Raw genomic sequence first — 21,707 nt, forward strand, 5'->3', positions numbered from 1 at the left:
GCGACCCCCAGTTCGGCCCCGCGGGGTCGCCGGCCCGCGACACGCCGGGCCTCGCCGGGCCGGCCCCGCAGGCCCCCCCGCCGCGCGCGCACCCCCCGGCCGGGGCTGGGCGACGTCGGGTCAGCGCAGGTCGAACCGATCGTTGTCGAGGACCTTCACCCACGCGGCGACGAAGTCGTTCACGAACTTCTCCCCCGCGTCGCGCTGGCCGTAGACCTCGGCGACGGCGCGCAGCACCGAATGCGAGCCGAACACGAGGTCGTTGGCCGTGGCGGTCCAGCGCTTCGCGCCGGTGCTCCGGTCGGTGCCCTCGTAGACGTTCTCCGCCGACTCCGACGCCTTCCACTCGGTGTTCTGATCGAGCAGATTGACGAAGAAATCGTTGGTCAGCACGCCGGGCCGGTCGGTGAACACACCGTGCGAGGTCCCGCCGTAGTTGGCGCCGAGCGCGCGCAATCCGCCGACCAGCGCCGTCAGCTGCGGCGCCGTCACGTCGAGCATGTACGCGCGGTCGAGCAGCAGCCGCTCCAGCGGTGCCTTCTCCCCGGGGCGCACGTAGTTGCGGAAGCCGTCGGCGCGCGGTTCGAGCACGGCGAACGACTCCACGTCGGTGTTCTCCTGGGTGGCGTCGGTGCGACCGGGCGCGAACGGCACGGTGACCTTGTAACCCGCGTCGGCCGCCGCCTTCTCGACCGCCGCCGAACCGGCGAGCACGATCAGGTCGGCCAGCGAGATCTTCTTGCCGCCCGCGGCCGAGGCGTTGAAGTCCTGCTGGATCCGCTCGAGCACGGGCAGCACCTTCGCCAGCTCGGCGGGCTCGTTGACCTCCCACCCGCGCTGGGGTTCGAGCCGGATCCTGGCGCCGTTGGCGCCGCCGCGCTTGTCGGTGCTGCGGAAGCTGGCCGCGGCCGCCCACGCCGTCTTGACCAGCTGCGTGACGGTCAGCTCGGAATCGAGCACGGTGGTCTTGAGCGCGGCGATGTCCTGCTCGTCGACCAGCGGGTGATCCACGGCCGGAACCGGGTCCTGCCACAGCTGCGGCTCGGGCACCCACGGGCCGAGGTAGCGGCTCACCGGGCCCATGTCGCGGTGCAGCAGCTTGTACCAGGCCTTGGCGAAGGCCTCGGCCAGCTCTTCGGGGTGGTCGAGCCAGCGCCGGGTGATCTCGCGGTAGATCGGGTCCTCGCGCAGCGAGAGGTCCGTGGTCAGCATCGTCGGGGTGCGGCCGGGCCCGCCGAACGGATCGGGGATGAGGCCTTCGCCCGCACCGTCTTTCGGCTTCCACTGCCAGGCGCCGGCGGGGCTCTTGGTGAGCTCCCACTCGAAGCCGTACAGATTCTGCAGGAAGCCGTTGCTCCACCGGGTCGGCGTGGCCGTCCAGACCACTTCCAGGCCGCTGGTGATGGCGTCCTTGCCCTTGCCCTCGCCGAAGGTGCTCTTCCAGCCGAGACCCTGCTGCTCGAGCGGGGCGGCCTCGGGCTCGGGACCGACGGCCGCGGCGTCACCGGCGCCGTGGGTCTTGCCGAAGCTGTGCCCGCCGACGATCAGCGCGGCGGTCTCCTCGTCGTTCATGGCCATCCGGCCGAACGTCTCGCGGATGTCGCGCGCGGCGGCCACCGGATCGGGGCGGCCGTTGGGGCCCTCCGGGTTCACGTAGATCAGGCCCATCTGGACCGCGCCGAGCGGACCGGACAGTTCGCGGTCACCGCTGTAGCGTTCGTCGCCGAGCCAGGTGTCCTCCGGACCCCAGAAGACCTCCTCTGGCTCCCAGATGTCGGGGCGGCCGAAGCCGAAGCCGAAGGTCTGGAAGCCCATCGACTCCAGGGCGACATTGCCGGCGAAGACCAGCAGGTCGGCCCACGAGATCGCGTTGCCGTACTTCTGCTTCACCGGCCAGAGCAGCCTGCGGGCCTTGTCGAGGTTGGCGTTGTCGGGCCAGCTGTTGAGCGGGGCGAAGCGCTGCGAGCCCTGCCCGCCGCCGCCACGCCCGTCCGCGATGCGGTAGGTACCCGCGGCGTGCCAGCTCATCCGGATGAACAGGCCGCCGTAGTTGCCGTAGTCGGCGGGCCACCAGTCCTGCGAATCGGTCAGGACCGCGGCGACGTCGGCCTTGAGCGCCTCGACGTCGAGCTTCTCGAATTCCTTCGCGTAGTCGAAGTCCTCGCCGAGCGGGTTGGACTTGGACGAGTGCGCGTGCAGCACCGAGACATCGATCTGCTCGGGCCACCAGTCCTTGTTCGAGTGGGGGCGGCGGTCGGTGTCGGGCGTGGGCGACGGGATCGCCGGGTTCTCGCTCTCGCTGGTGCTGCGTGTGTCGGAGTCAGGAGTGGGTGGGCGGCTGTCGGAGGTCACGATATTCCTTCCTGGACGGGATGTTCGGGCTGCGAACATTCGGGGCACAGGCCCCAGTAGATGACCTCGGCTTCATCGATCACGAAGCCACGGTCGTCGGAAGCGGTCAGACAGGGCGCCGGACCGACCTGGCAGTCGACATCGGCGATCACCCCGCACGCGCGGCAGATGACGTGATGGTGGTTGTCACCGACCCGCGACTCGTAGCGGGCCACATGCCCCCTGGGCTGGATGCACCGCAGCAGACCGGCCGCGGTGAGCGCCCGGAGCGAGTCGTAGACGGCCTGGTGCGAGACCACGGACAGGCGAGCGCGCACGGCGCGGATGATGGAATCGGTATCGGCGTGCGGATGCTCGTGCACAGCGCTCAGCACCGCGATCCGCGGCGCGGTCACGCGCAGCGACACGCTTCGCAGCAGCTGCTGGAGCTCCGTGTCCGTGGGCACGCTCGCAGTGTTCTCCGCTTTCTGGAATCAGTCAAGCATTTGTGGGTTTCCGGTTCCTGTCACGGAGACCGACGCGGAGGACACTGGCAGACATGACTCGATTCGACGATCTGCGCGCGCTGTTCATCAACTGCACGCTCAAGCGCTCCCCCGAGCCGAGCAATACGCAGGGGCTCATCGACGTGAGTGCCGGGATCATGGCCAGGAACGGGGTGCGGGTGTCGCACCTGCGGGCCGTCGACCACGACATCGCGACCGGGGTGTGGCCGGATATGACCGAGCACGGCTGGGCCACCGACGAGTGGCCCGCGCTGCAGCGACAGGTGATGGCGGCCGACATCCTGGTGCTGGCGGGCCCGATCTGGCTGGGCGACAACAGTTCTGTCACCAAGCGGGTGATCGAGCGCCTCTACGGCAATTCCTCGATCCTCAACGAGCACGGGCAGTACGCCTATTACGGGCGGGTCGGCGGCTGTCTGATCACCGGCAACGAGGACGGCGTCAAACACTGCGCCATGAACATCCTCTACAGCCTGCAGCATTTGGGCTACACCATCCCGCCGCAGGCCGACGCGGGCTGGATCGGCGAGGCCGGACCGGGCCCGTCCTACCTCGACCCCGGCTCCGGTGGCCCCGACAACGATTTCACCAACCGCAACACCACCTTCATGACCTGGAACCTGATGCACCTGGCCCGCGCACTGAAGGACAACGGCGGTATCCCCGCGCACGGCAACCAGCGTTCGGAATGGGACGCGGGCTGCCGCTTCGATTTCGAGAACCCCGAGTACCGCTAGGCGCTCACCCGGGGTTCGCCGCGGTGATCTGGGTGAGCGGGCACAGCCGGCGGCCGTCGCCACGAGCTCACGATCGGTCACCTGCTACGACCGGCGGCAGGCAGCGGCCTCGGACGATCGGAACGACGTCAGGCGTGGATGCGGGTGGCGGTGAGTTCTTCGGAGATCTGCCAGATGCGCCGGGCCGCCTCGGGGTCGCGCAAGCGGCGGTAGAGCTTCTGTTCGGCGGGTGGGCCGCCGAGGTGGCCGAGGCCGCGGGGGCCGTAGAAGCGTTCGGATTCGGCGGCGGGCGAGGTGGCGGCAAAGAGCGCGGGCAGCTTCGCCGACTCGACCGTGCCGACGACGAGACCGCGCGCGGACAACCAGCGGATGAGCTTCACCCCCGTGGTGTCCTCGGCGCGCCCGACCTCCGGCCTGGCGGCGAGCAGGTTCGTCGGCGCGACGCCGGGGTGGGCGAGATTGCTGGTGATGCCCCAGCCGCCGGCCCGGCTACGGCGGGCGAGTTCGAGCCCGAACAGGCCGAAGGCGATCTTGGACTGGCTGTAGGCGCGCATGCCGTCGTAGGAGCGTTCCCAGTTCAGGTCGTCCCAGTTGATCCCGTTCTGATTCGCCGCGACGCTGATCTGCGAGGTGACGCGGGCCCGCCCCGCGCGCAGCAGCGGCAGCAGGTGCCCGACGAGGGCGAAATGGCCGAGATGGTTGGTGCCGAACTGCAATTCGTAGCCGTCGGCGGTGACCTGCCGGTCCGGCGGGGTCATCACCCCGGCGTTGTTGACCAGCAGGTGGATCGGGCGGTCCTCGGCCAGCAGGCTCGCCCCGAGCGCCGCCACGGACGCCAGTGACGACAGGTCGAGTTCGCGCAGCGATACCAGCGCGTCGGGGGCCGTCCGCAGGATCTCCGTGCGCGCCGCCTCGCCCTTGCGCTGGTTGCGCACCGGCAGGACGACCTCGGCGCCCGCGGCCGCGAGGCGCGTCGCGATCCCGACCCCCATGCCGTCGCTGGCGCCGGTGACCACGGCGCGCTTGCCGCTGAGATCGGGGACGGTGATGTCGAGTGACCGACGTGGCATGTCGCTTCTCCTTGTTCGCCTCGGCGTGCTTGGCTCGCCCTCGACGATCGTCGATCCGGGAAGCGCGATCCAGGGACTACCTGTCCGTGGATACGTCCTGGTCCGGACGGTAGAACCGAACCCGAGTCGCGAAAGGGTGGAACGCCGATGATCGATCGGGCCGGACTGGCCGAGTTCCTCAAACGGCGCAGGGAGTCACTACAGCCCGAGGACGTCGGGCTGCCGCGCGGGCAGCGCCGCCGGACGACGGGATTGCGCCGGGAGGAGGTCGCGGTCCTGTGTCACATGTCGACCGACTACTACGCGCGCATCGAGCAGGTACGCGGTCCCCAACCCTCCGCACAGATGACCGCCGCCATCGCCCAGGGCCTGCACCTGTCGCTCGACGAACGCGACCATCTGTTCCGCCTGGCCGGGCACACCCCGCCCGCGCGCGGCGCGCTCGGCGAGCACATCAGTCCCGGCCTGCTGCGGATTCTCGACCGGCTCAACGACACACCGGCCGAGATCGTCACCGAACTCGGGGAGACACTGCGCCAGACACCGCTCGGCCTCGCCCTCACCGGCGACACGACCCGGTTCACCGGACCCGCGCGCAGCATCGGCTACCGCTGGTTCACCGACCCCGCCGAACGCGACCGCTACGCGCCGGAGGACCACCCGTTCCTGTCGCGGATGTTCGTCGCCGGACTCCGTGAACTCACCACCGTTCGCGGTCCGGATTCCCGCGCCGCCCACTACGCCGATCTGCTCCTCGCCGAGTCCGCGGAGTTCCGCGCCCTGTGGCACACCCATGAGGTAGGCGTGCGGCCCCACGAGGTCAAACGGTTCCGGCATCCCGAAGTCGGTGCGCTGGAGCTGAACTGCCAGACGCTGCTCGACCCCGCCCAGTCGCATCTGCTGCTGGTCTATACGGCCACGCCCGGCACCGAGAGCGCCGAGAAATTGCGGCTGCTCGCGGTCGTAGGAAGCGGGATGGTTCGCTGATCGTTCAGGGGATGACGACCGGTCCCGCTGGCGCGGACGGGGTTTCGGTCCAGCGCCGGGCGGTCTCGCGCGGGGTGACGTGCTGCTCGGTCCAGGCGCTCAACAGCTGCGCGACCTTGGCGTGCATGATGACGCGCAGCCGGTCGAACGAGGTCTGCGGGGTGTCGTCCACCTCGCCGAGCAGCAACCACCAGGCCCAGGCGACGGCGCCCGCGTTCGCCACGAAGTCCGGCAGCACGGCGATGCCGCGGGCGGCGAGCATGGCCTCGGCTTCGGGCGTGGTGGCGGCGTTCGCCGCCTCGACCACGATGCGGGCCCGCACATCGAAGGAGTTGTCCGGGGTGAGCGCGTACGAGATGGCCGCGGGGACGAGGATGTCCACGTCGGCCGAGACGATCGCGGCGCGCGGCGACTGTTCGATATCCGCCGGCAGCCGGGAACGGTCGATCTCGCCGAAGGCGTCGCGCAGGGCCAGCAGCGCGGGGATGTCGAGCCCGTCGGCGCGGTGCAGGGTGCCCGCGGCGTCGGCGATGGTGGTGACCGTCATCCCGGCCTCGTGCAGGTAGTAGGCGGCCGAACCGCCCATGGTGCCGATCCCCTGGATCGCGACGGTGGTCGCGGCGGGCGCGCGGCCCCACGACACCGCGGCGGCGAGGCAGGCGTGCGCGACACCGTAGCCGCCGATGACATCGCCGAGCAGGAATCCGCCCTCGACCGCGGCGTCGAGCCCGCGCCTGACCCGGCGCAGCGTCGCCTCGGGATCGGCCGACCGGCGGATGGCGGCGTGGTAGCTCTGGCCGAGACCGAGCCTGTCGAACACCGCGTCGATGAGATGCTGCGGAACGCCCAGGTCCTCCGCGGTGACCCAGTGCGTGTCGAGCCACGGCCGCATCGCCTCGCAGAACCGCTCGAGCACCTCGACCGCGCGCGGATCCTTGGGGTCGAAGTCGATGCCGCCCTTGGCGCCTCCGACCGGGAGATCGAAGGTGGCGGTCTTGTCGGCCATCCCGCGCGCCAGATCCTCGACCTCGCTCAGCCTGCAGCCCGCGCGCATCCTGGTGCCGCCGGTCGCCAGGCCCGCGCGCAGCGTGTGCACGACCAGGTAGCCCACCGCCCCCGTGCTCGAATCCGTCCAGTGCAGGCGCAGATACGGCTCGGGGCGGGCGACCACGGGAATTGTCGGAGTGGTTTGCGCGGTCACCTGCGGGGTACTCCCAGGTGAGTTCTGCATCATCGTCACGGCGACAACCTCCTCTTCGGGCTCGTGTCACCAGCCTGCGGCCGCATCCGCGCGCGCGTCTATTTACGGTTCGTTCACGGCGGTGTTCAGCATTGCTGCACAACGCATACGCTCGGTCCCATGGACCTGTCGCTGCCCCGCCTGCGCATGTTGCGCGAGCTGCACCGACGCGGGACGATCACTGCCGCGGCGTCCGCGCTGCACTACACCGCGTCGGCGGTGTCCCAGCAGCTGGCGCAGCTCGAACGCGATGTCGGCTCCCGGCTGCTCGAGCGGCGCGGCCGCCGGGTACAGCTCACCGATCGCGGCGTGCTGCTCGCCGAGCACGCCGAGGAGATCCTGGCCCTGGTCGAACGCGCCACCCAGGCGCTCGAGGACTCGGGCGAATCGGTGACGGCCACGCTGACCGCGGGCGTGTGGGCGTCGGTGGCCTCGGGCCTGCTCCCCGACGCACTCACCACGCTGGCCCGCACCCATCCCGGAATCCTGGTGCGCACCAGGGAACTCGCGCCGGAGGCGACCGCGGCGGCGGTCCGCGACGGCGCCCTCGATCTGTCGTTCGCGCTCGACTACTCCAACTCCCCCATGACCTGGGATCACGGCCTGGAACGCGCCGTGATCGCGGTGGAGCGGATCCACGCCGCCGTCCCGGCCGGCGCGGTGCCGTCGACGCGGGTGACGCTGGCCGAGCTGGCCGAGTACCCGTGGATCCTGGCGCCTGCCCGCTCGCATTTCGGCAACTCGGCCCGCCTGGCGTTCCAGTCCGCGGGGATCGCGCCGCGGATCGACCACGAGGTGGAGGAGCAGGCCACCGCGATGGCGATGGCGGCGGCCGGGCTCGGTGTCACGCTGGTCTCCGACCTCGGGCTCGCCCTGCGTCCGCCGGGGGTGGACATCGTGGCCCTCGGCGACATCCTCACCCGGACGGTGTCGCTGGCCTATCGCACCAATTCCGCGCGCAGAACGGCGCTGCTGCTCGTCATCGACGCGATCCGCGCCGCCGCCGCCGGGAAGGGACTCGACGCTTCCCCGCCCGCCCCGATCGAACCGCCGGAATAGCACGAGCCGTCCGGCCGGGCGCGCGTTCCCCGACCGGACGACACCTTGCTCAGACCAGTTCGGGAACGCGCAGATGCGCGAAGCCGAGCCGGAACTCCGCCACCTCGACGACATCGGCGCCCACGTCGCGGACCACCGCCGCCCTGAGCCGGTCGGTCTGCTGACGGCTGCTCTCCAGCTCCTCGACGCTCGACCACACGGTCGAGCCCACCGCACGGCCCGTGGACCGGTCGACGCACAGGCTCGCGCTGCGGAACCCCTCCAACCCCGCCCCGACCGCCACCCCCGGCGGGGCGCCGGCGCCGGCGCGGTGCGCCGGGATCGGGTCGTTGGTGGCCGCGGCGTACTCGGCGATCCGCTCGGCCGTGACGGCGAATTCCTCGGCGTCACTCCACTTCTCCAGTCCTGAGTCGTCGAACTCGACGGCCCGGCCCGCTGCCTGCGCTGTCATCGGCGCGCCCTACGCCGAGGCCAGCGCGTCGAGCTGGTCGAGGGACTTGTCGAGCTGCGCGCGACCGTCCTTCTCCACCGCCTTGCCCAGCGCGCCCTTGATCAGGGCGCCTTCGAAGTCGCCGGAGACCACGATGGTGCTGCCGGTGCCGTCGGGCTGGATGTCGAAGGTGAATTCGGTACGCACACCGGCCATTCCGGCGCCGGCGAGGGTCAGACGGTTCGGCACCTCGACGGCCTTGACGGTCCACTCCATCTTGTTCGCCATGCCGAGCATGACGATCTTGGCGACCAGCCCCGCGCCCTCGGTGAGCACCGCGGGCGGCTCCTCCATGAAGCGTTCGTGGATGGTGAACCACTTGTCCCAGGTCTGCGGGTCGGAGACGACCGCCCACAGAGCCTCGGGGCTGGCGGTGACGGACTTGGTGGCTTCGATGTGTCCCATACGAGTACTCCTGCGATTCAGCGCACGGCGCGCTGGTAGGCGGTGACCACGGCGGCGCCGCCGAGGCCGATGTTGTGCTGCAGTGCGGCGGTGACGTCGCCGACCTGGCGCTTGTCGGCGGTGCCGCGCAGCTGCCAGGTGAGCTCGGAGCACTGGGCGAGCCCGGTGGCGCCCAGCGGATGCCCCTTGGAGATCAGGCCGCCCGAGGGATTGACGACCCATTTGCCGCCGTAGGTGGTCTGCCCGGCGTCGATCAGCTTCCCGGCCTCACCCTCCGCGCACAGCCCGAGCGCCTCGTAGAGCAGCAGTTCGTTGGCGGAGAAGCAGTCGTGCAGTTCGATCACCTGGAAGTCCTCGGCGCCGAGTCCGGCCTGCTCGTAGACCAGCTGCGCGGCTTTGACATTCATGTCGTAGCCGATGAGGTTCTTGGCGGTGCCGTCGAAGGTCGAGGCGAAGTCGGTGGTCATCGCCTGGCCGACGATCTCGACCGCCTGCGCCGACAGATCGTGCCGGTCGACGAACGCCTCGCTCGCCAGGATCACCGCGCCCGAGCCGTCCGAGGTCGGCGAGCACTGCAGCTTGGTGAGCGGGTCGTAGATCATCCGCGAGCCGAGGATGTCGTCGAGCGAATACTCGTCCTGGAACTGCGAATACGGGTTGTTCACCGAGTGCTTGTGGTTCTTGTGGCCGATCTTGGCGAAGTGCTCGGCGGTGGTGCCGTACTGCTTCATGTGCTCACGGCCCGCCGCACCGAACATCCACGGCGCCACCGGGAACAGCACCTCGGAGATCTCGGCCAGGGCCAGCACGTGTTTACCCATCGGCTGCTCGCGGTCGTCCCAGGTGGAGGCCAGCGAGCCCGGCTGCATCTTCTCGAATCCCAGTGCCAGCGTGCACTCGGCCAGTCCGCCCCGGATCGCCTGTGCCGCGAGGTAGAGCGCGGTCGATCCGGTGGAACAGTTGTTGTTGACGTTGACGACCGGGATGCCCGTCATCCCCAGCTCGTAGACCGCCCGCTGACCGGACGTCGACTCGCCGTAGACGTAGCCCACGTAGGCCTGCTCGACCTCGCGGTAGTCGATCCCCGCGTCGGCCAGTGCCTTGGTGCCCGACTCGCGGGCCATGTCCGGATAGTCCCAGGCCCTGGTGGTTCCGTCGGCCTCCTCGACCTGCCTGCGGCCCGGCTTCTCGAACTTCGTCATCCCGACGCCGATCACATAGACCTTGTTCGCCATCGAACTCCCATCCTCGCGGTTGGCCACAAACATACAGCTCTGCATGTATCTTCACAACGGTTTCCGTGACGCCGGTCACCATCCGGGTGCGTAACAACGGCGTAACGGTTCGGAAAATTGCCGTCTACATCCATCGAGGACCGTCGGTGAGTCGCACGGATTCGTGGGGCGAGCAGATGAGGGAGAGAGGCAATGGCCGGAGCAGATACCGCCGCCAAAGAAACACTCGAGGACTACACGCTGCGTTTCGCCCCGCGGAGCTACCGCAAATGGAGCCCGGCGGTGGTCGGCATCTCCGCCCTCGGCGGTATCGCCTATCTCGCCGATTTCGCCATCGGCGCGAATATCGGCATCGCTCACGGCACCGGAAACGCGCTGATCGGGATCGGTATCTTCGCCGTCGTCGTGATGCTCACCGGCTTCCCGCTGGCGTATTACGCGGCCCGCTACAACATCGATCTGGATTTGATCACGCGCGGTAGCGGATTCGGTTATTACGGCTCGGTGATCACCAATATCGTGTTCGCCTCGTTCACCTTCATCTTCTTCGCGTTGGAAGGTTCGATCATGGCGCAGGGCCTGCAATTGGGCCTCGGAATTCCACTCTGGCTGGGTTATCTGGCGTCGACGGTGATCATCTTCCCGCTGGTCATCTACGGCATGAACACGCTGGCCAAATTGCAGGTGTGGACCACCCCGCTGTGGCTGCTGCTCATGGTCGCCCCGTTCGGCTTCCTGCTCCTGCGCCACCCCGACTCGGTCGGGTCGTTCTTCGCCTACGGCGGTAAGGACGGCGCCGGGGTGAGCCTGTCGGGCGCGCTGCTGGCCGCCGGTGTGTGCCTGTCGCTGATCGCGCAGATCGCCGAGCAGATCGACTACCTGCGCTTCATGCCGCCGCGCACCCCCGAGAACCGGGCCAAGTGGTGGGGCTGGATGCTGCTCGCCGGGCCGGGCTGGGTGATCTTCGGTGCCGCCAAGCAGGTCGTCGGCCTGTTCCTCGCCGTCTACCTGATCGCGAATCTGCCTGCCGCGCAGGGCATCGCGAACCAGCCGGTGCACCAGTTCCTGGAGATCTACCGCGACATGGTGCCGGGCTGGCTGGCCATGACGCTGGCCGTGGTGCTCGTGGTGATCAGCCAGATCAAGATCAACGTCACCAACGCGTACTCGGGCTCGCTGGCCTGGACCAACTCCTACACCCGCGTCACCAAGACCTACCCCGGTCGCCTGGTGTTCCTGGTGGTCAATCTGGCCATCGCGCTGGTGCTGATGGAAGCGGACATGTTCGACTTCCTCAACAACATCCTCGGCTTCTACGCCAACTGCGGCATCGCCTGGATCGTCACCGTGGCCACCGACATCGCGGTGAACAAGTACCTGCTGAAGATCTCGCCGAAGGTGCCCGAGTTCCGGCGCGGCATGCTCTACGACTTCAACCCGGTCGGCCTGGTCGGTTTCGGCCTCTCGGCGGTGCTGTCGATCATGACCTTCTTCGGCCTCTTCGGTGAGTTGCTCAAGCCGTACTCGCCGCTGGTCGCGGTCCTGGTGGCCTTCGTCGCGACCCCGCTCACCGCGATCGTCACCAAGGGCAAGTACTACCTGCGCCGCGCCGACGACGGCATCGAGCTGCCGATGTTCGACGAGCACGGCAACCCGTCGGGCGACCTGCTGCCCTGCCACGTCACCGGACTGGAGTTCGAGCGCCCGGACATGATCGCCTCCGCGGTGCCGGGCCCCGAGGGCGAGATCCAGTACATCAGCTCGCTGGCGCTGTCCACGGACCGCGAGGGCAAGCACCTGCTGCCGCGCCAGCACTGACGGCACGTACCGAGGCCGTACCGGGCGAAAAGTGTTCGCCTGGTACGGCCTTCGTCGTCAGAGGAGTTTGCGGACCACCGGCATCGGCAGGGTGCGCAGGGCGAAGGCGATCGGAATCCACGGCCAGTCCGGCACGTACGCCTTGGCGCGGCGCTTCTCGATGGCGGCGACCATGGCGCGCACGCCGGTTTCGGTGTCCACCATGAACTTCGGCTCGTGCTTGATCCGGTCGTTCATCTCCGAGCGGATGTAGCCGGGATAGATCACCGAGATATCCACGCCGGGAACAGCTTCCGCGCGCAGGCCCTCGGCGAGCGCGGCGACACCGGCCTTGGTGGCGGCATACGCGGTCAGGGTCTTGGGCATACCGCGCAAGCCGGAGATCGAGGAGATCATCACCAGGTGGCCGCGGCCCTGCGCGCGGAAGATCGTCATCGCCGCCTCGGTCTGGGCCAGCGCGGCGAGGAAATTCACCACCGCCGTCTCGCGGTTCGCGGCGTACTTGCCGGTGCCGAGCGGCGCGCCCTTGCCGAGGCCCGCGTTGACGATCACCCGGTCGATGGCACCGAACTCGGCGGCGAAGGCGTCGAAGACGGTGAACACGGCCGCGTCGTCGGTGACGTCGAGCTGCTTCACCGAGACGGTGCGATCGGGATGTGCGGCGAGGATCTCGGTACGCAGCTCGTCGAGCCGTTCGGTGCGACGAGCGCACAGCCCGAGGTCATAGCCGAGCGCCGCGAACTGACGGGCCATCTCGGCGCCGAGGCCGGAGCTGGCGCCGGTGATCACGATGGTGCCCCGGCTCACGACGCCACCGCCGACGAGGGCTCGATATGCGATTCCATGCGCTCACGGTAGTCATCGGACACGGCCGGCGGAACCGATCACCGCCGGCGAACCCGCGATCAGTGCGGGCCAGGCACGATCACCGCGGCTGCTGACGCGCGCAGGTCGACCGCGGCGCGACGCCAGCGGCGGTGCGCGCGTTCGGTGTCGGGGAGGACGAAATTGGCGACGAGGATGCCGCGCAGGGCGTCCATCGCGGTGTAGGCGAAATCGCGGGCGCCCTTGCGGCGCAGGTCGTCCGGGATCAGTTCGGCGACCGCCCGCAGCACCGCCGTGTTGACCACCGGCTCGACCTCTTCCATCGCCGCGGCCAGCACCGGATCGGTCCGGCCCGCCACCCACAGCTCCACCGTCGCGATGAACAGCGGCCCCTGATGCAGGTCCCAGAGGAATTCGAGGGCGGCGCCGACCGGATCGTCACCCACCCGCACCCGTGCCATCTCGCTCATGGCCGCCGCCACCCGCCGCTCGGCCAGGTGTTTGATCGCGGCGACCACCAGATCGTGTTTGGACCCGAAGTGGTGCACCTGCGCGCCACGGGTGACGCCGGCCCGCTCGGCCACCCTGGGCGTGGTGGTGCCCGCGTAGCCGTACTCGACCAGGCAGTCGATGGTCGCGTCGAGCAGGCGGGTACGCATCTCGCTACTGCGCTGCTCCTGCGTACGCCGCTGCGGTTTGTCGGCTGCGGTGCTGGTCATCGGCCGATCTTACCGCTTACATACAGACCTGTTGGTAAGCGGTGCTGCCGCCCGAGCCGCCGCACCCATCGGCCATTCACCCGCGCCGATCGGCCGCTGACCACTCGCACACGGGTTTCACCGCACGGCGACCAGCCGGGCGGAGTTCGCCGACTCGTCGTCGTCCGCCGCGTTGGCGGCCAGCTCGGCGTGCACCCGATCGTAGTAGCGGTTGATCTCGGCGTTCGTCGTCTCCTCGTCCCAGCCGAGCAGCGGCGCGATCAGGCGCGCGATCTCCGGCGCGGCGGCCAGACCACGGTCGGGAACCTCGATGGAGATGCGGGTGCGGCGGGTGAGCAGGTCCTCCAGGTGCAGCGCTCCCTCGTGGGTGACCGCGTAGACGGCCTCGGCGGCCAGGTAGTCGGGCGCGCCCGGAATCGGTTGACGCAGTGTGGCATCGGCGGCGATCAGGTCGAAGATGTCGGTGGCGAGCGACCCGTAGCGGCCGAGCAGATGCTCGACGACGTCGAGCGGCAGCCGCACCGACGCGGCCAGCTGGGCGGCCTCGGCGCGCAGCTCGGCGTATCCCCGCGCGCCGACGATCGGCAGGCGCGCGGTCGCCGAGGCGGGGACCTCGCCGCCGAGGCGAGCGGTGACGGCGTCGACCACGTCGGCGGCCATCACGCGGTAGGTGGTGTACTTGCCGCCCGCGATCACGAACAGCCCCGGCACCGGCTCGGCGACGGCGTGTTCGCGGGAGAGCTTGGCGGTCTCCTTGGACGCGCCGGTCATCAGTGGGCGCAGCCCGGCATAGGTGCCGACGATGTCGGCCCTGGTCAGCGGCTCGCGCAAGAGCGCGTTGACGTGGTCGAGGATGTACTGGACATCGGCGGCGGTGGCCGTGGGGTGGTCCTTGTCCAGCGACCACGCGGTGTCGGTGGTGCCGATGATCCAGTGCTCGGCCCACGGGATCACGAACAGCACGGACTTCTCGGTGCGCATGATCAAGCCGGTGTGCAGGTCGAGCCGGTCGCGCGGCACCAGAATGTGCACGCCCTTGGACATCTGGACGTGGAAGGGGAAGTCGACGCCGGTCATCTTGATCATGTCATCGGTCCACACGCCGGTCGCGCTGATCACGCTGCGGGCCCGGATGGTATGCGCGGCACCGGTTTCCAGGTCGAGCACGTGGGCGCCGACGACCTGCTCGCCGTCGCGGACGAGCCCGGTGACCTTGGTGCGGGTCAGCACGGTCGCGCCGTGCTCGGCGGCGGTCCTGGCGATCATCATGGTGTGGCGGGCGTCGTCGACCTGGGCGTCGTAGTAGCGGATCGCGCCGGTCATCGTGTCGTCACGCAGGGCGGGCGCGAGTTCCAGTGCGCCGGAACGGGTCAGGTGCTTGTGCATGGGCACGGCCCGCGCGCCGCCGAGGGTGTCGTAGAGCGCGACGCCGGCGCCGATGTAGGCACGTTCCCAGACGCGGTGCTGCAGCGGGAACAGGAACGGCACCGGATGGACCAGGTGCGGGGCGAGCGTGTTCAGCAGCAGCCCACGCTCTTTCAGCGCCTCGCGGACCAGCGCGAAGTCCAGTTGCTCGAGGTAGCGCAGGCCGCCGTGGATGAGCTTGGACGAGCGGCTCGAGGTACCGGCGGCGAAATCGCGGGCCTCGACGAGGGTCACCGACAGACCACGCGAGGCAGCGTCGAGCGCGGCGCCTGCGCCGGTGACGCCGCCGCCGATCACCAGCACGTCGATCTCGTGGTCGCCGAGCGCCGCGATCGCCGCGGCGCGGTAGGTGGGGTCCAGGGAAACGGACACGGCTTACTCCTTGTCGAGGTGGTCGTTCATCAGTCGAGTTCGGCCCAGTCGAGGGTGCGTTCGACGGCTTTGAGCCAGCGGCCGTAGCCGCGTTCGCGCTGCTCGTCGGACCAGGTGGGGAACCAGCGGACGTCTTCGTGCCAGTTCGCGAGCAGTTCGTCGGTGGAGCCCCAGACCCCGACCGCCAGCCCGGCCGCGTAGGCGGCGCCGAGCGCGGTGGTCTCGGCCACGACCGGGCGCGAGACCGGGACGCCGAGCAGGTCGGCCTGGATCTGCATGGCGAGTTTGTTCATGGTCACGCCGCCGTCGACGCGCAGCGTCGCCAGCCGCACGCCGGAATCGCGCTGCATCGCCTCGACCACGTCGCGGGTCTGGTAGGCGATGGATTCCAGTGTCGCCCTGGCCAAGTGGGCGTTGTTGCTGTAGCGCGACAGTCCGACGACCGCGCCGCGTGCGTCGGGACGCCAGTACGGGGCGAACAGACCGGAGAAGGCGGGCACGAAGTACACCCCGCCGGAGTCGGCGACCTGTTCGGCCAGGTCCTCGATCTGCGCGGCGCCCGCGATGACGCCGAGTTGATCGCGCAGCCACTGCACCGCGGACCCGGTGACCGCGATCGAACCCTCCAGGGCGTAGACGGGTTTGTCGTCGCCGAAATGGTAGGCGACGGTCGTGATCAGGCCGTGGTTCGAGCGGACGATCTCGGCGCCGGTGTTGAGCATCAGGAAATTGCCGGTGCCATAGGTGTTCTTGGCCTCACCCGGCTGGAAACACACCTGGCCGACGCTCGCGGCCTGCTGGTCGCCGAGGACACCGGCGATCGGGACCGCGCCCTTGAAGGGCCCGTCGGGGTTGGTGGTGCCGAAACCGGCCGGGTTCGACGACGGCGCGATGGCGGGCAGCATGGCGCGCGGGATGTCGAAGATCCGCAGGAGTTCGTCGTCCCAGCGCAGCGTCTCGAGGTCCATGAGCATGGTGCGCGAGGCGTTGGTCGGGTCGGTGACGTGCACGCCGCCGCGGCTGCCGCCGGTGAGGTTCCAGATCAGCCAGGTGTCGAGGGTGCCGAACAGGGCGTCGCCGCGTTCGGCGTCGGCCCGCACGCCCGCGACGTTGTCGAGGATCCAGCGCAGTTTGCCGCCCGAGAAGTACGGGGCGGGCGGCAGTCCGGTCCGCTCGCGGATGAGATCGCTGTGCCCGGCCGCGTCGAGGGCGGCGATGAGGCGGTCGGTGCGGGTGTCCTGCCAGACGATCGCGTTGTAGTACGGGCGACCGGTGTGGCGATTCCAGACGACGGTGGTCTCGCGCTGGTTGGTGACACCGATCGCGGCCAGGTCGGCGGCGGTGAGATCGGCGGTGGCCAGCGCGGTCTTGACGACGGTGCGGGTGCGTTCCCAGATCTCGTCCGGATTGTGTTCGACCCAGCCGGCGCGCGGCATGATCTGCTCGTGTTCGAGCTGGTGCCGGGCGACGACGGCGCCACCGTGGTCGAAAACCATGAAACGCGTCGAGGTCGTGCCCTGATCGATCGCGCCCACATACCGAGTCATCGTGGTCCTTTCGAGCGGGCTCACCATCGAGCCCGGAACCCACGCTAGGAACCGCCGGACCCCGCCGCCACGGCTGCCGTTCGACAATGCTGAACGCCGCGGCTGATAGGTTCGGGCGATGCCGGGTCCGATCCAGTCGATCGAGCGAGCCGCCGCCGTGCTGCGGCTGCTCGCGCGCGGGTCGGGGCCGATGGCCGTCGGCGAGGTCGCCGCCGCGCTCGACCTGGCCAAACCCACCGTGCACGGGATATTGCGGACGCTGCTCGGGGTCGGGTTCGTCGACCAGGATCCGGCGACGGGCCGCTACCTGCTCGCGCCCGCGCTCGGCGAACTCGGCAGCGATCACCTCGACGTCAACGAGCTGCGTTCGCGCGCGATCCACCGCGCCGACGCGCTCGCCGCGCGCACGGGCGAGGCGGTGCGGATGGCGGTGTCGCGGCCCGGCGGGGTGACGGTGGTGCATCACGTGTTCCGGCCGGACAACACCGCGCAGGTGCTCACCGTCGGCGAGGCGCTACCCGCGCACGCCACCGCGCTGGGCAAGGTGTTGCTCGCCTACGACGCCGCGCCGAGACCTACTTCGCTGCCTACCTTTACGCACCGGACGATCGGCGATCAGGCGGCGCTGGAACGTGCCGTCGCCGAGGTTCGCCGGACCGGCTGGGCGAGGGAGGTCGAGGAGTACCGTGCCGGCGAGGCGGGTATCGCCGCGCCGATCCGGGCGCGCGGCGGTTTGGTGGTGGCCGCCATCGGCATCTCGGGGCCGGTGGATCGACTGTGTGACAACCGGTTACAGGCCTTGCCCGCCGCCGTGGCCCTGGTGCGCGCCGCCGCCGAAGCCGTCCACCGCGATCTCGCGGCCGCGCGATGATCCAGCTACACCCCAGTGAAACGACTGCGCGACAACCGATTACAGCGCGACGCGGCCGCACCACAGGCCGCGGGAACGGGAGACTCCGGTGACGCCACGGTATGTCCTCGCCCTCGATCAGGGCACCACCTCGACCAGGTGCATCGTGTTCGACCGGCACGCGCGGCTGGTGGGGCTGGCGCAGCGCGCGCACCGCCAGCGGTATCCGCGCTCGGGCTGGGTCGAGCAGGACGCGATGGAGATCTGGCGGACGGTCGAGCGGATCGTGCCCGCGGCGCTGCGGGATGCCGGGATCACGGTCGAGCAGGTCGCGGCGATCGGGATCGCCAACCAGCGCGAGACGACCGTGGTGTGGGATCGCGAGACCGGGATGCCGGTGCGACCCGCCATCGTCTGGCAGGACATCCGCACCGAGGAACTCGTCGAGAGGTTCCGGAAAGCGCCTGGTGCGCACCGGATCACCGAGCTGAGCGGGTTGCCACTGGCCACCTATTTCGCGGCGCCCCGGCTGCGGTGGCTGCTCGACCACGTCGAGGGGCTGCGGGCCCGCGCGGAACGGGGCGAGGTGCTGTTCGGGACCATGGAGTCCTGGCTGATCTGGAATCTCACCGGTGCGCACGTCACCGATGTCACCAACGCGGGCCGCACCCTGCTCATGAACCTGGCCACCCGCCAGTGGGACGCGGAACTGTTGCGGTTCTTCGACATTCCACGCGCCATGCTCCCCCGCATCGAGCCGTCGACCGGCGATTTCGGGACCGCGCGCACGGTGGCGCCCGGGGTGCGGATCGCCGCCGCGCTCGGCGACCAGCACGCGGCGCTGTTCGGACAGACCTGTTTCGCGCCCGGCGAGACCGAATGCACCTACGGCACCGGCGGATTCCTGATGATGAACACCGGCACCGAACTGATCCGCTCCCGCCACGGACTGCTCACCACCATCGGCTACCAGGTGGGTCCCGAGCCGGTGTACGCGCTCGAGGGGCCGATCGCGGTCACCGGATCGCTGGTGCAGTGGATGCGCGACATCGTCGGCCTGATCGCCACCGCGCCCGAAATCGAGACTCTCGCGAGCACGGTCGACGACAACGGCGGCTGCTACCTCGTTCCCGCGTTCTCCGGTCTCTACGCGCCGCATTGGCGCAGCGATGCCAGGGGGCTGCTGATCGGGTTGACCTCGTACGTCACCAGGGGGCACCTGGCGCGCGCGGTGCTGGAGGCCACCGCGTGGCAGACGCGCGATGTCGTCGAGGCCATGAACGCGGACGCGGGGCTGCGGGCCGCGTCGCTGCGGGTCGCGGGCGGGATGGCGGCGAACAACCTGCTCATGCAGATCATCGCCGACGTGCTCGGTGTTCCGGTGATGCGCCCGCTGGTGACCGAGACGGTCTCGCTCGGCGCGGCCTACGCGGCGGGTCTCGCCGTCGGGTACTGGCCGGATCTGCAAGGGCTGCGCGGTAATTGGCGGGTGGCGGCGCAGTGGGTGCCGCGCGACGATCGAGCGGTCCGCGACGAGGAGTACGAGCGGTGGCAGCGGGCGGTGCAGCTCAGTGTGGGCTGGGCGCGCCCGGCGGTCGAACACTGATCCCGTGCGCCTGGCGAGGTTACGCTGCAAGAGTTCCGATCCGTCAGGAGGACGAACGTGGCCGACATGCTGACCGGGCTCAGCGCCCGCGCGCTGCGTACCCGATGGCTGGTCCGCGCGCCCATCGTCCTCTATCGCACCGGGCTGGGTTTCCTGTTCGGGCGGTGGTTGCTGATGCTCGAGCATGTCGGCAGGCGCACAGGTGCGCGGCGGTACGTCGTCCTCGAGGTCGTCGAACGTCCGACGCCGAACCAGTTCGTGATCGTCTCCGGATTCGGCACCGGGGCGCAGTGGTACCGCAATGTCGTGGCCTATCCACACGTTCGGGTCTCGTGGTGGTTCCGGCGCCTGGTGCCCGCGCAGGCCACCCCGATGAGCGAAGCGGAATCGGCGCGGGCACTCGCGCAGTACGCCGAAGAGCATCCCCGTGCCTGGGACAAGTTGCGCGCCACCATCGAACGGGCGACGGGAACGCCAGTGAACACCCTGCCGATGATTCGGCTGCACCTGCGATCGGGTACCGGCTAGCCTGCCACCCGCCAGGTCTGTTGCCGGACGCGTGGATGCGGTGCCCGGGAACTGAACCGGCGCGGAAGACCGGCGGTCACCGTCGCGGCCCGGTCGAACATCGCCATCGGTACTCCGCCACCCGGCAACAACCCAACAGGTGATCAACACCGCCGGGTTTGAGACCTCATGTGAAGAGGTCGTCCGCTGACGTCGCGGTGAGGGCTTGCTGGAGCCAGCCTTCGAGTCGGGCGAGGTCGGTGCACTCCGCGAGTTGAGCGCGCTGGGCAGCCGACAGCTCGATGCCACGACCCGTCAGCACTGTCAGCACAGAGCCGGCGATGCCCTCCGCACGGCCCTCCGCACGGCCTTCCGCACGGCCCTTCGCTCGGCCCTCGGCAAGGCCCTGTTCCACGTACTTGGTGGCGATGCGGCCGTGGTACTCGGGAGAGCGTGCCATCAGGTCCTCCAGACGTCGGCTTGCCGCGGTGGTCAATGTCTCGTCGACCAGGTCGATATACATTTTCGTAGCTCGGCATGCGGGGGAAACCTATAGCCGATGAACATGGTGTCGAAATTGTCGCGGCGTGTTGCGCGACACGGCTTTTCGGCGACCTTGCCGGCAACGGTGAGGACCCCGGGGTCGGTCAGCGCGACGCGCTGCGGCCCACCCACACCGTGACGGTGAACAGCGCGACGCCGAGAACGGCCAGCAGGGCGCCGACGGCGGCCGGGGCGGTGTAGCCGAGGCCCGCGGCGATGACGAGGCCGCCCAGCCAGGCGCCCGCGGCGTTGGCCATGTTGAGGGCGGCGTGGTTGAGGGCGGCAGCTAGGGTCTGGGCGTCGGCGGCCACGTCCATGAGTCGGGTCTGCAGGCCGGGGGCCAAGGCCGCGCCGGACGCGCCGACCAGGAACGCGCCGATCGAGGCGGTGATCGGGTTGTGGGCGGCCAGGACGAAGCCGGCGAGGATCACCACCATCGCGAGCAGGGCGGCGAAGATCGACCGATCGACGCCTCGGTCGGCCAGGACGCCGCCGAGGATGTTGCCCGCGATCATGCCGAGACCGAACAGGGCGAGCACGACCGGGACCGCGCCGATCGGCATGCCTGCCACATCGGTCATGGTCGTGGCGATGTAGGTGTACACGGCGAACATGCCGCCGAAGCCGATCGCGCCGACGGCCAGCGTGAGCAGGACCTGCGGCCTGCGCAGCGCGCCGAGTTCGGTGATCGGATTGGTGATCTTCATCCCGGACAGGTCCGGCACGAACCGCCACAGCGCGGCGACCGTCGCCACCCCGATCACGGCGACCACGACGTACGCGTCACGCCAGCCCAGATGCTGACCGAGCCAGGTCGCGCCGGGCACCCCGATCACATTGGCCACACTCAGCCCGAGCATCACCGCGGCCACCGCCTTGGCCCGCTGCCCGACCGGTGCCAGCGTCGCGGCGGCCAGCGAGGCCACCCCGAAGTAGGCGCCGTGCGGCAGGCCCGAGACGAACCTGGCCAGGGTGAGCGTCGCGAAGGTCGGCGCGAGTACGGTCGCCGCGTTGCCGACGGTGAAGGCCACCATCAGCGCGATGAGCAGCTTCTTGCGCGGCACCCGCGCGGCCAGCGCCGCGATCAGTGGCGCACCCACCACCACCCCGAGCGCGTACGCCGACACCGCGTGCCCCGCGGTCGGCTCGGAGATGGTGAAGTCGGCGGCGATATCGGGCAGCAGCCCCATGGTCACGAACTCGGTGGTGCCGATACCGAACCCACCCAGCGCCAGCGCGAGCATCGCCGGGACGTGCCAGCTCGTACGCGGCACTTCGACGCGGTCACCGGTGGCGAGGGAAGAAGTCACGCCTCCATGCAACGACCCCCACTCCCCGATCGCTACCCGCGCGGAGCGTGAGTTATCCCACCACCGACATCATGCGACGACCTCCCCACCCCGAATCCGCGCCG

Annotated in this window: 20 protein-coding genes; 7 read left to right on the top strand and 13 right to left on the bottom strand. The window is 69.7% G+C overall.

What is annotated here, in order from left to right; genetic code table 11:
• Window positions 1–120: 120 nt before the first annotated feature.
• Together katG and QH270_RS32695 are read right to left on the bottom strand one after the other, a co-directional pair.
• Window positions 121–2,391, bottom strand: a complete 2,271-nt coding sequence (gene katG / locus QH270_RS32690) for a catalase/peroxidase HPI (protein ID WP_280348509.1) — start codon at window positions 2,389–2,391, stop codon at window positions 121–123.
• Complete coding sequence (locus QH270_RS32695; protein WP_280348512.1) at window positions 2,349–2,798, bottom strand: Fur family transcriptional regulator; 450 nt, start codon at window positions 2,796–2,798, stop codon at window positions 2,349–2,351. Before QH270_RS32695 ends, katG begins: the two co-directional genes overlap by 43 nt.
• A 92-nt stretch (window positions 2,799–2,890) precedes the next feature.
• Here QH270_RS32695 and QH270_RS32700 point away from each other — a divergent pair, with 92 nt between their 5' ends.
• Window positions 2,891–3,595, top strand: coding sequence for a flavodoxin family protein (locus QH270_RS32700; RefSeq protein ID WP_280348514.1), 705 nt, complete (start codon window positions 2,891–2,893; stop codon window positions 3,593–3,595).
• Between the two features lie 128 nt (window positions 3,596–3,723).
• Here QH270_RS32700 and QH270_RS32705 read toward each other — a convergent pair whose 3' ends face one another.
• The gene (locus tag QH270_RS32705; RefSeq protein WP_280348516.1) at window positions 3,724–4,665 is read right to left on the bottom strand and encodes an SDR family oxidoreductase; all 942 of its coding nucleotides are present in this window, start codon (window positions 4,663–4,665) and stop codon (window positions 3,724–3,726) included.
• Window positions 4,666–4,812: 147 nt separating this feature from the next.
• Here QH270_RS32705 and QH270_RS32710 point away from each other — a divergent pair, with 147 nt between their 5' ends.
• Window positions 4,813–5,652: a helix-turn-helix transcriptional regulator gene (locus tag QH270_RS32710; protein ID WP_280348518.1), complete on the top strand. Its 840-nt coding sequence runs from the start codon at window positions 4,813–4,815 to the stop codon at window positions 5,650–5,652.
• Between the two features lie 4 nt (window positions 5,653–5,656).
• On the opposite strand, the gene QH270_RS32715 is transcribed toward QH270_RS32710, so the two are convergent.
• The gene (locus tag QH270_RS32715) at window positions 5,657–6,886 is read right to left on the bottom strand and encodes a Glu/Leu/Phe/Val dehydrogenase dimerization domain-containing protein (protein ID WP_432420467.1); all 1,230 of its coding nucleotides are present in this window, start codon (window positions 6,884–6,886) and stop codon (window positions 5,657–5,659) included.
• 126 nt (window positions 6,887–7,012) lie between these two features.
• Here QH270_RS32715 and QH270_RS32720 point away from each other — a divergent pair, with 126 nt between their 5' ends.
• A complete protein-coding gene (locus tag QH270_RS32720; RefSeq protein ID WP_280348521.1) occupies window positions 7,013–7,951 on the top strand; it encodes a LysR substrate-binding domain-containing protein in 939 nt (312 codons plus the stop codon).
• A gap of 49 nt (window positions 7,952–8,000) precedes the next feature.
• Here the strand turns inward: QH270_RS32720 and QH270_RS34780 are convergent, their stop codons facing one another.
• The 3 genes from QH270_RS34780 to QH270_RS32735 are packed head-to-tail and all read right to left on the bottom strand — an operon-like array spanning window position 8,001 to window position 10,081.
• Window positions 8,001–8,402 (bottom strand): hypothetical protein, encoded by a 402-nt coding sequence (locus QH270_RS34780; RefSeq protein WP_432420466.1) that lies wholly within the window; start codon window positions 8,400–8,402, stop codon window positions 8,001–8,003.
• Between the two features lie 9 nt (window positions 8,403–8,411).
• The gene (locus QH270_RS32730) at window positions 8,412–8,846 is read right to left on the bottom strand and encodes a type II toxin-antitoxin system Rv0910 family toxin (protein ID WP_280348523.1); all 435 of its coding nucleotides are present in this window, start codon (window positions 8,844–8,846) and stop codon (window positions 8,412–8,414) included.
• 17 nt (window positions 8,847–8,863) lie between these two features.
• The gene (locus tag QH270_RS32735; RefSeq protein WP_280348524.1) at window positions 8,864–10,081 is read right to left on the bottom strand and encodes a lipid-transfer protein; all 1,218 of its coding nucleotides are present in this window, start codon (window positions 10,079–10,081) and stop codon (window positions 8,864–8,866) included.
• 192 nt (window positions 10,082–10,273) lie between these two features.
• Here QH270_RS32735 and QH270_RS32740 point away from each other — a divergent pair, with 192 nt between their 5' ends.
• A complete protein-coding gene (locus QH270_RS32740) occupies window positions 10,274–11,899 on the top strand; it encodes a purine-cytosine permease family protein (protein WP_280348525.1) in 1,626 nt (541 codons plus the stop codon).
• Between the two features lie 57 nt (window positions 11,900–11,956).
• Here the strand turns inward: QH270_RS32740 and QH270_RS32745 are convergent, their stop codons facing one another.
• The 4 genes from QH270_RS32745 to glpK (QH270_RS32760) all read right to left on the bottom strand — a co-directional run bounded on the left by QH270_RS32745 (window position 11,957) and on the right by glpK (QH270_RS32760) (window position 16,787).
• Entirely contained in the window at window positions 11,957–12,706 is a 750-nt protein-coding gene (locus QH270_RS32745) for an SDR family oxidoreductase (RefSeq protein WP_280348527.1), read from the bottom strand.
• A gap of 98 nt (window positions 12,707–12,804) precedes the next feature.
• Window positions 12,805–13,443, bottom strand: coding sequence for a TetR/AcrR family transcriptional regulator (locus tag QH270_RS32750; protein WP_280348529.1), 639 nt, complete (start codon window positions 13,441–13,443; stop codon window positions 12,805–12,807).
• Between the two features lie 117 nt (window positions 13,444–13,560).
• Window positions 13,561–15,240, bottom strand: coding sequence for a glycerol-3-phosphate dehydrogenase/oxidase (locus tag QH270_RS32755; protein WP_280348531.1), 1,680 nt, complete (start codon window positions 15,238–15,240; stop codon window positions 13,561–13,563).
• Between the two features lie 29 nt (window positions 15,241–15,269).
• Window positions 15,270–16,787 carry a glycerol kinase GlpK gene (gene glpK, locus QH270_RS32760; protein WP_280348533.1) on the bottom strand — a complete coding sequence of 506 codons (1,518 nt, stop codon included), beginning with the start codon at window positions 16,785–16,787 and terminating at the stop codon, window positions 15,270–15,272.
• 118 nt (window positions 16,788–16,905) lie between these two features.
• Between glpK (QH270_RS32760) and QH270_RS32765 the strand changes: the two genes are divergently transcribed.
• The 3 genes from QH270_RS32765 (at window position 16,906) to QH270_RS32775 (ending at window position 19,771) form a co-directional block, all read left to right on the top strand.
• Window positions 16,906–17,658 carry an IclR family transcriptional regulator gene (locus QH270_RS32765; protein WP_280348536.1) on the top strand — a complete coding sequence of 251 codons (753 nt, stop codon included), beginning with the start codon at window positions 16,906–16,908 and terminating at the stop codon, window positions 17,656–17,658.
• Between the two features lie 88 nt (window positions 17,659–17,746).
• Window positions 17,747–19,243, top strand: a complete 1,497-nt coding sequence (gene glpK / locus QH270_RS32770) for a glycerol kinase GlpK (RefSeq protein ID WP_280348538.1) — start codon at window positions 17,747–17,749, stop codon at window positions 19,241–19,243.
• Between the two features lie 66 nt (window positions 19,244–19,309).
• A complete protein-coding gene (locus QH270_RS32775) occupies window positions 19,310–19,771 on the top strand; it encodes a nitroreductase family deazaflavin-dependent oxidoreductase (RefSeq protein ID WP_280348594.1) in 462 nt (153 codons plus the stop codon).
• Window positions 19,772–19,937: 166 nt separating this feature from the next.
• On the opposite strand, the gene QH270_RS32780 is transcribed toward QH270_RS32775, so the two are convergent.
• Both QH270_RS32780 and QH270_RS32785 read right to left on the bottom strand, forming a co-directional pair.
• The gene (locus QH270_RS32780) at window positions 19,938–20,273 is read right to left on the bottom strand and encodes a hypothetical protein (RefSeq protein ID WP_280348540.1); all 336 of its coding nucleotides are present in this window, start codon (window positions 20,271–20,273) and stop codon (window positions 19,938–19,940) included.
• A 124-nt stretch (window positions 20,274–20,397) separates the two neighbouring features.
• The gene (locus QH270_RS32785) at window positions 20,398–21,567 is read right to left on the bottom strand and encodes an MFS transporter (RefSeq protein ID WP_280348596.1); all 1,170 of its coding nucleotides are present in this window, start codon (window positions 21,565–21,567) and stop codon (window positions 20,398–20,400) included.
• Window positions 21,568–21,707 lie beyond the last annotated feature (140 nt).

The organism is Nocardia neocaledoniensis (assembly GCF_029868625.1).
GTDB classification, from domain to species: Bacteria; Actinomycetota; Actinomycetes; order Mycobacteriales; family Mycobacteriaceae; genus Nocardia; species Nocardia neocaledoniensis_A.

Bases quoted from the DNA above. Each gene is read 5' to 3' on its own strand.
- QH270_RS32775 (WP_280348594.1), top strand. From the start codon at position 19,310: ATGCTGACCGGGCTCAGCGCCCGCGCGCTGCGTACCCGATGGCTGGTC.
- QH270_RS32715 (WP_432420467.1), bottom strand. From the start codon at position 6,886: ATGATGCAGAACTCACCTGGGAGTACCCCGCAGGTGACCGCGCAAACC.
- QH270_RS34780 (WP_432420466.1), bottom strand. From the start codon at position 8,402: ATGACAGCGCAGGCAGCGGGCCGGGCCGTCGAGTTCGACGACTCAGGA.
- QH270_RS32750 (WP_280348529.1), bottom strand. From the start codon at position 13,443: ATGACCAGCACCGCAGCCGACAAACCGCAGCGGCGTACGCAGGAGCAG.
- QH270_RS32735 (WP_280348524.1), bottom strand. From the start codon at position 10,081: ATGGCGAACAAGGTCTATGTGATCGGCGTCGGGATGACGAAGTTCGAG.
- katG (WP_280348509.1), bottom strand. From the start codon at position 2,391: ATGTTCGCAGCCCGAACATCCCGTCCAGGAAGGAATATCGTGACCTCC.
- QH270_RS32765 (WP_280348536.1), top strand. From the start codon at position 16,906: ATGCCGGGTCCGATCCAGTCGATCGAGCGAGCCGCCGCCGTGCTGCGG.
- QH270_RS32705 (WP_280348516.1), bottom strand. From the start codon at position 4,665: ATGCCACGTCGGTCACTCGACATCACCGTCCCCGATCTCAGCGGCAAG.
- QH270_RS32740 (WP_280348525.1), top strand. From the start codon at position 10,274: ATGGCCGGAGCAGATACCGCCGCCAAAGAAACACTCGAGGACTACACG.
- QH270_RS32700 (WP_280348514.1), top strand. From the start codon at position 2,891: ATGACTCGATTCGACGATCTGCGCGCGCTGTTCATCAACTGCACGCTC.
- QH270_RS32730 (WP_280348523.1), bottom strand. From the start codon at position 8,846: ATGGGACACATCGAAGCCACCAAGTCCGTCACCGCCAGCCCCGAGGCT.
- glpK (WP_280348533.1), bottom strand. From the start codon at position 16,787: ATGACTCGGTATGTGGGCGCGATCGATCAGGGCACGACCTCGACGCGT.
- QH270_RS32780 (WP_280348540.1), bottom strand. From the start codon at position 20,273: ATGTATATCGACCTGGTCGACGAGACATTGACCACCGCGGCAAGCCGA.
- QH270_RS32720 (WP_280348521.1), top strand. From the start codon at position 7,013: ATGGACCTGTCGCTGCCCCGCCTGCGCATGTTGCGCGAGCTGCACCGA.
- QH270_RS32710 (WP_280348518.1), top strand. From the start codon at position 4,813: ATGATCGATCGGGCCGGACTGGCCGAGTTCCTCAAACGGCGCAGGGAG.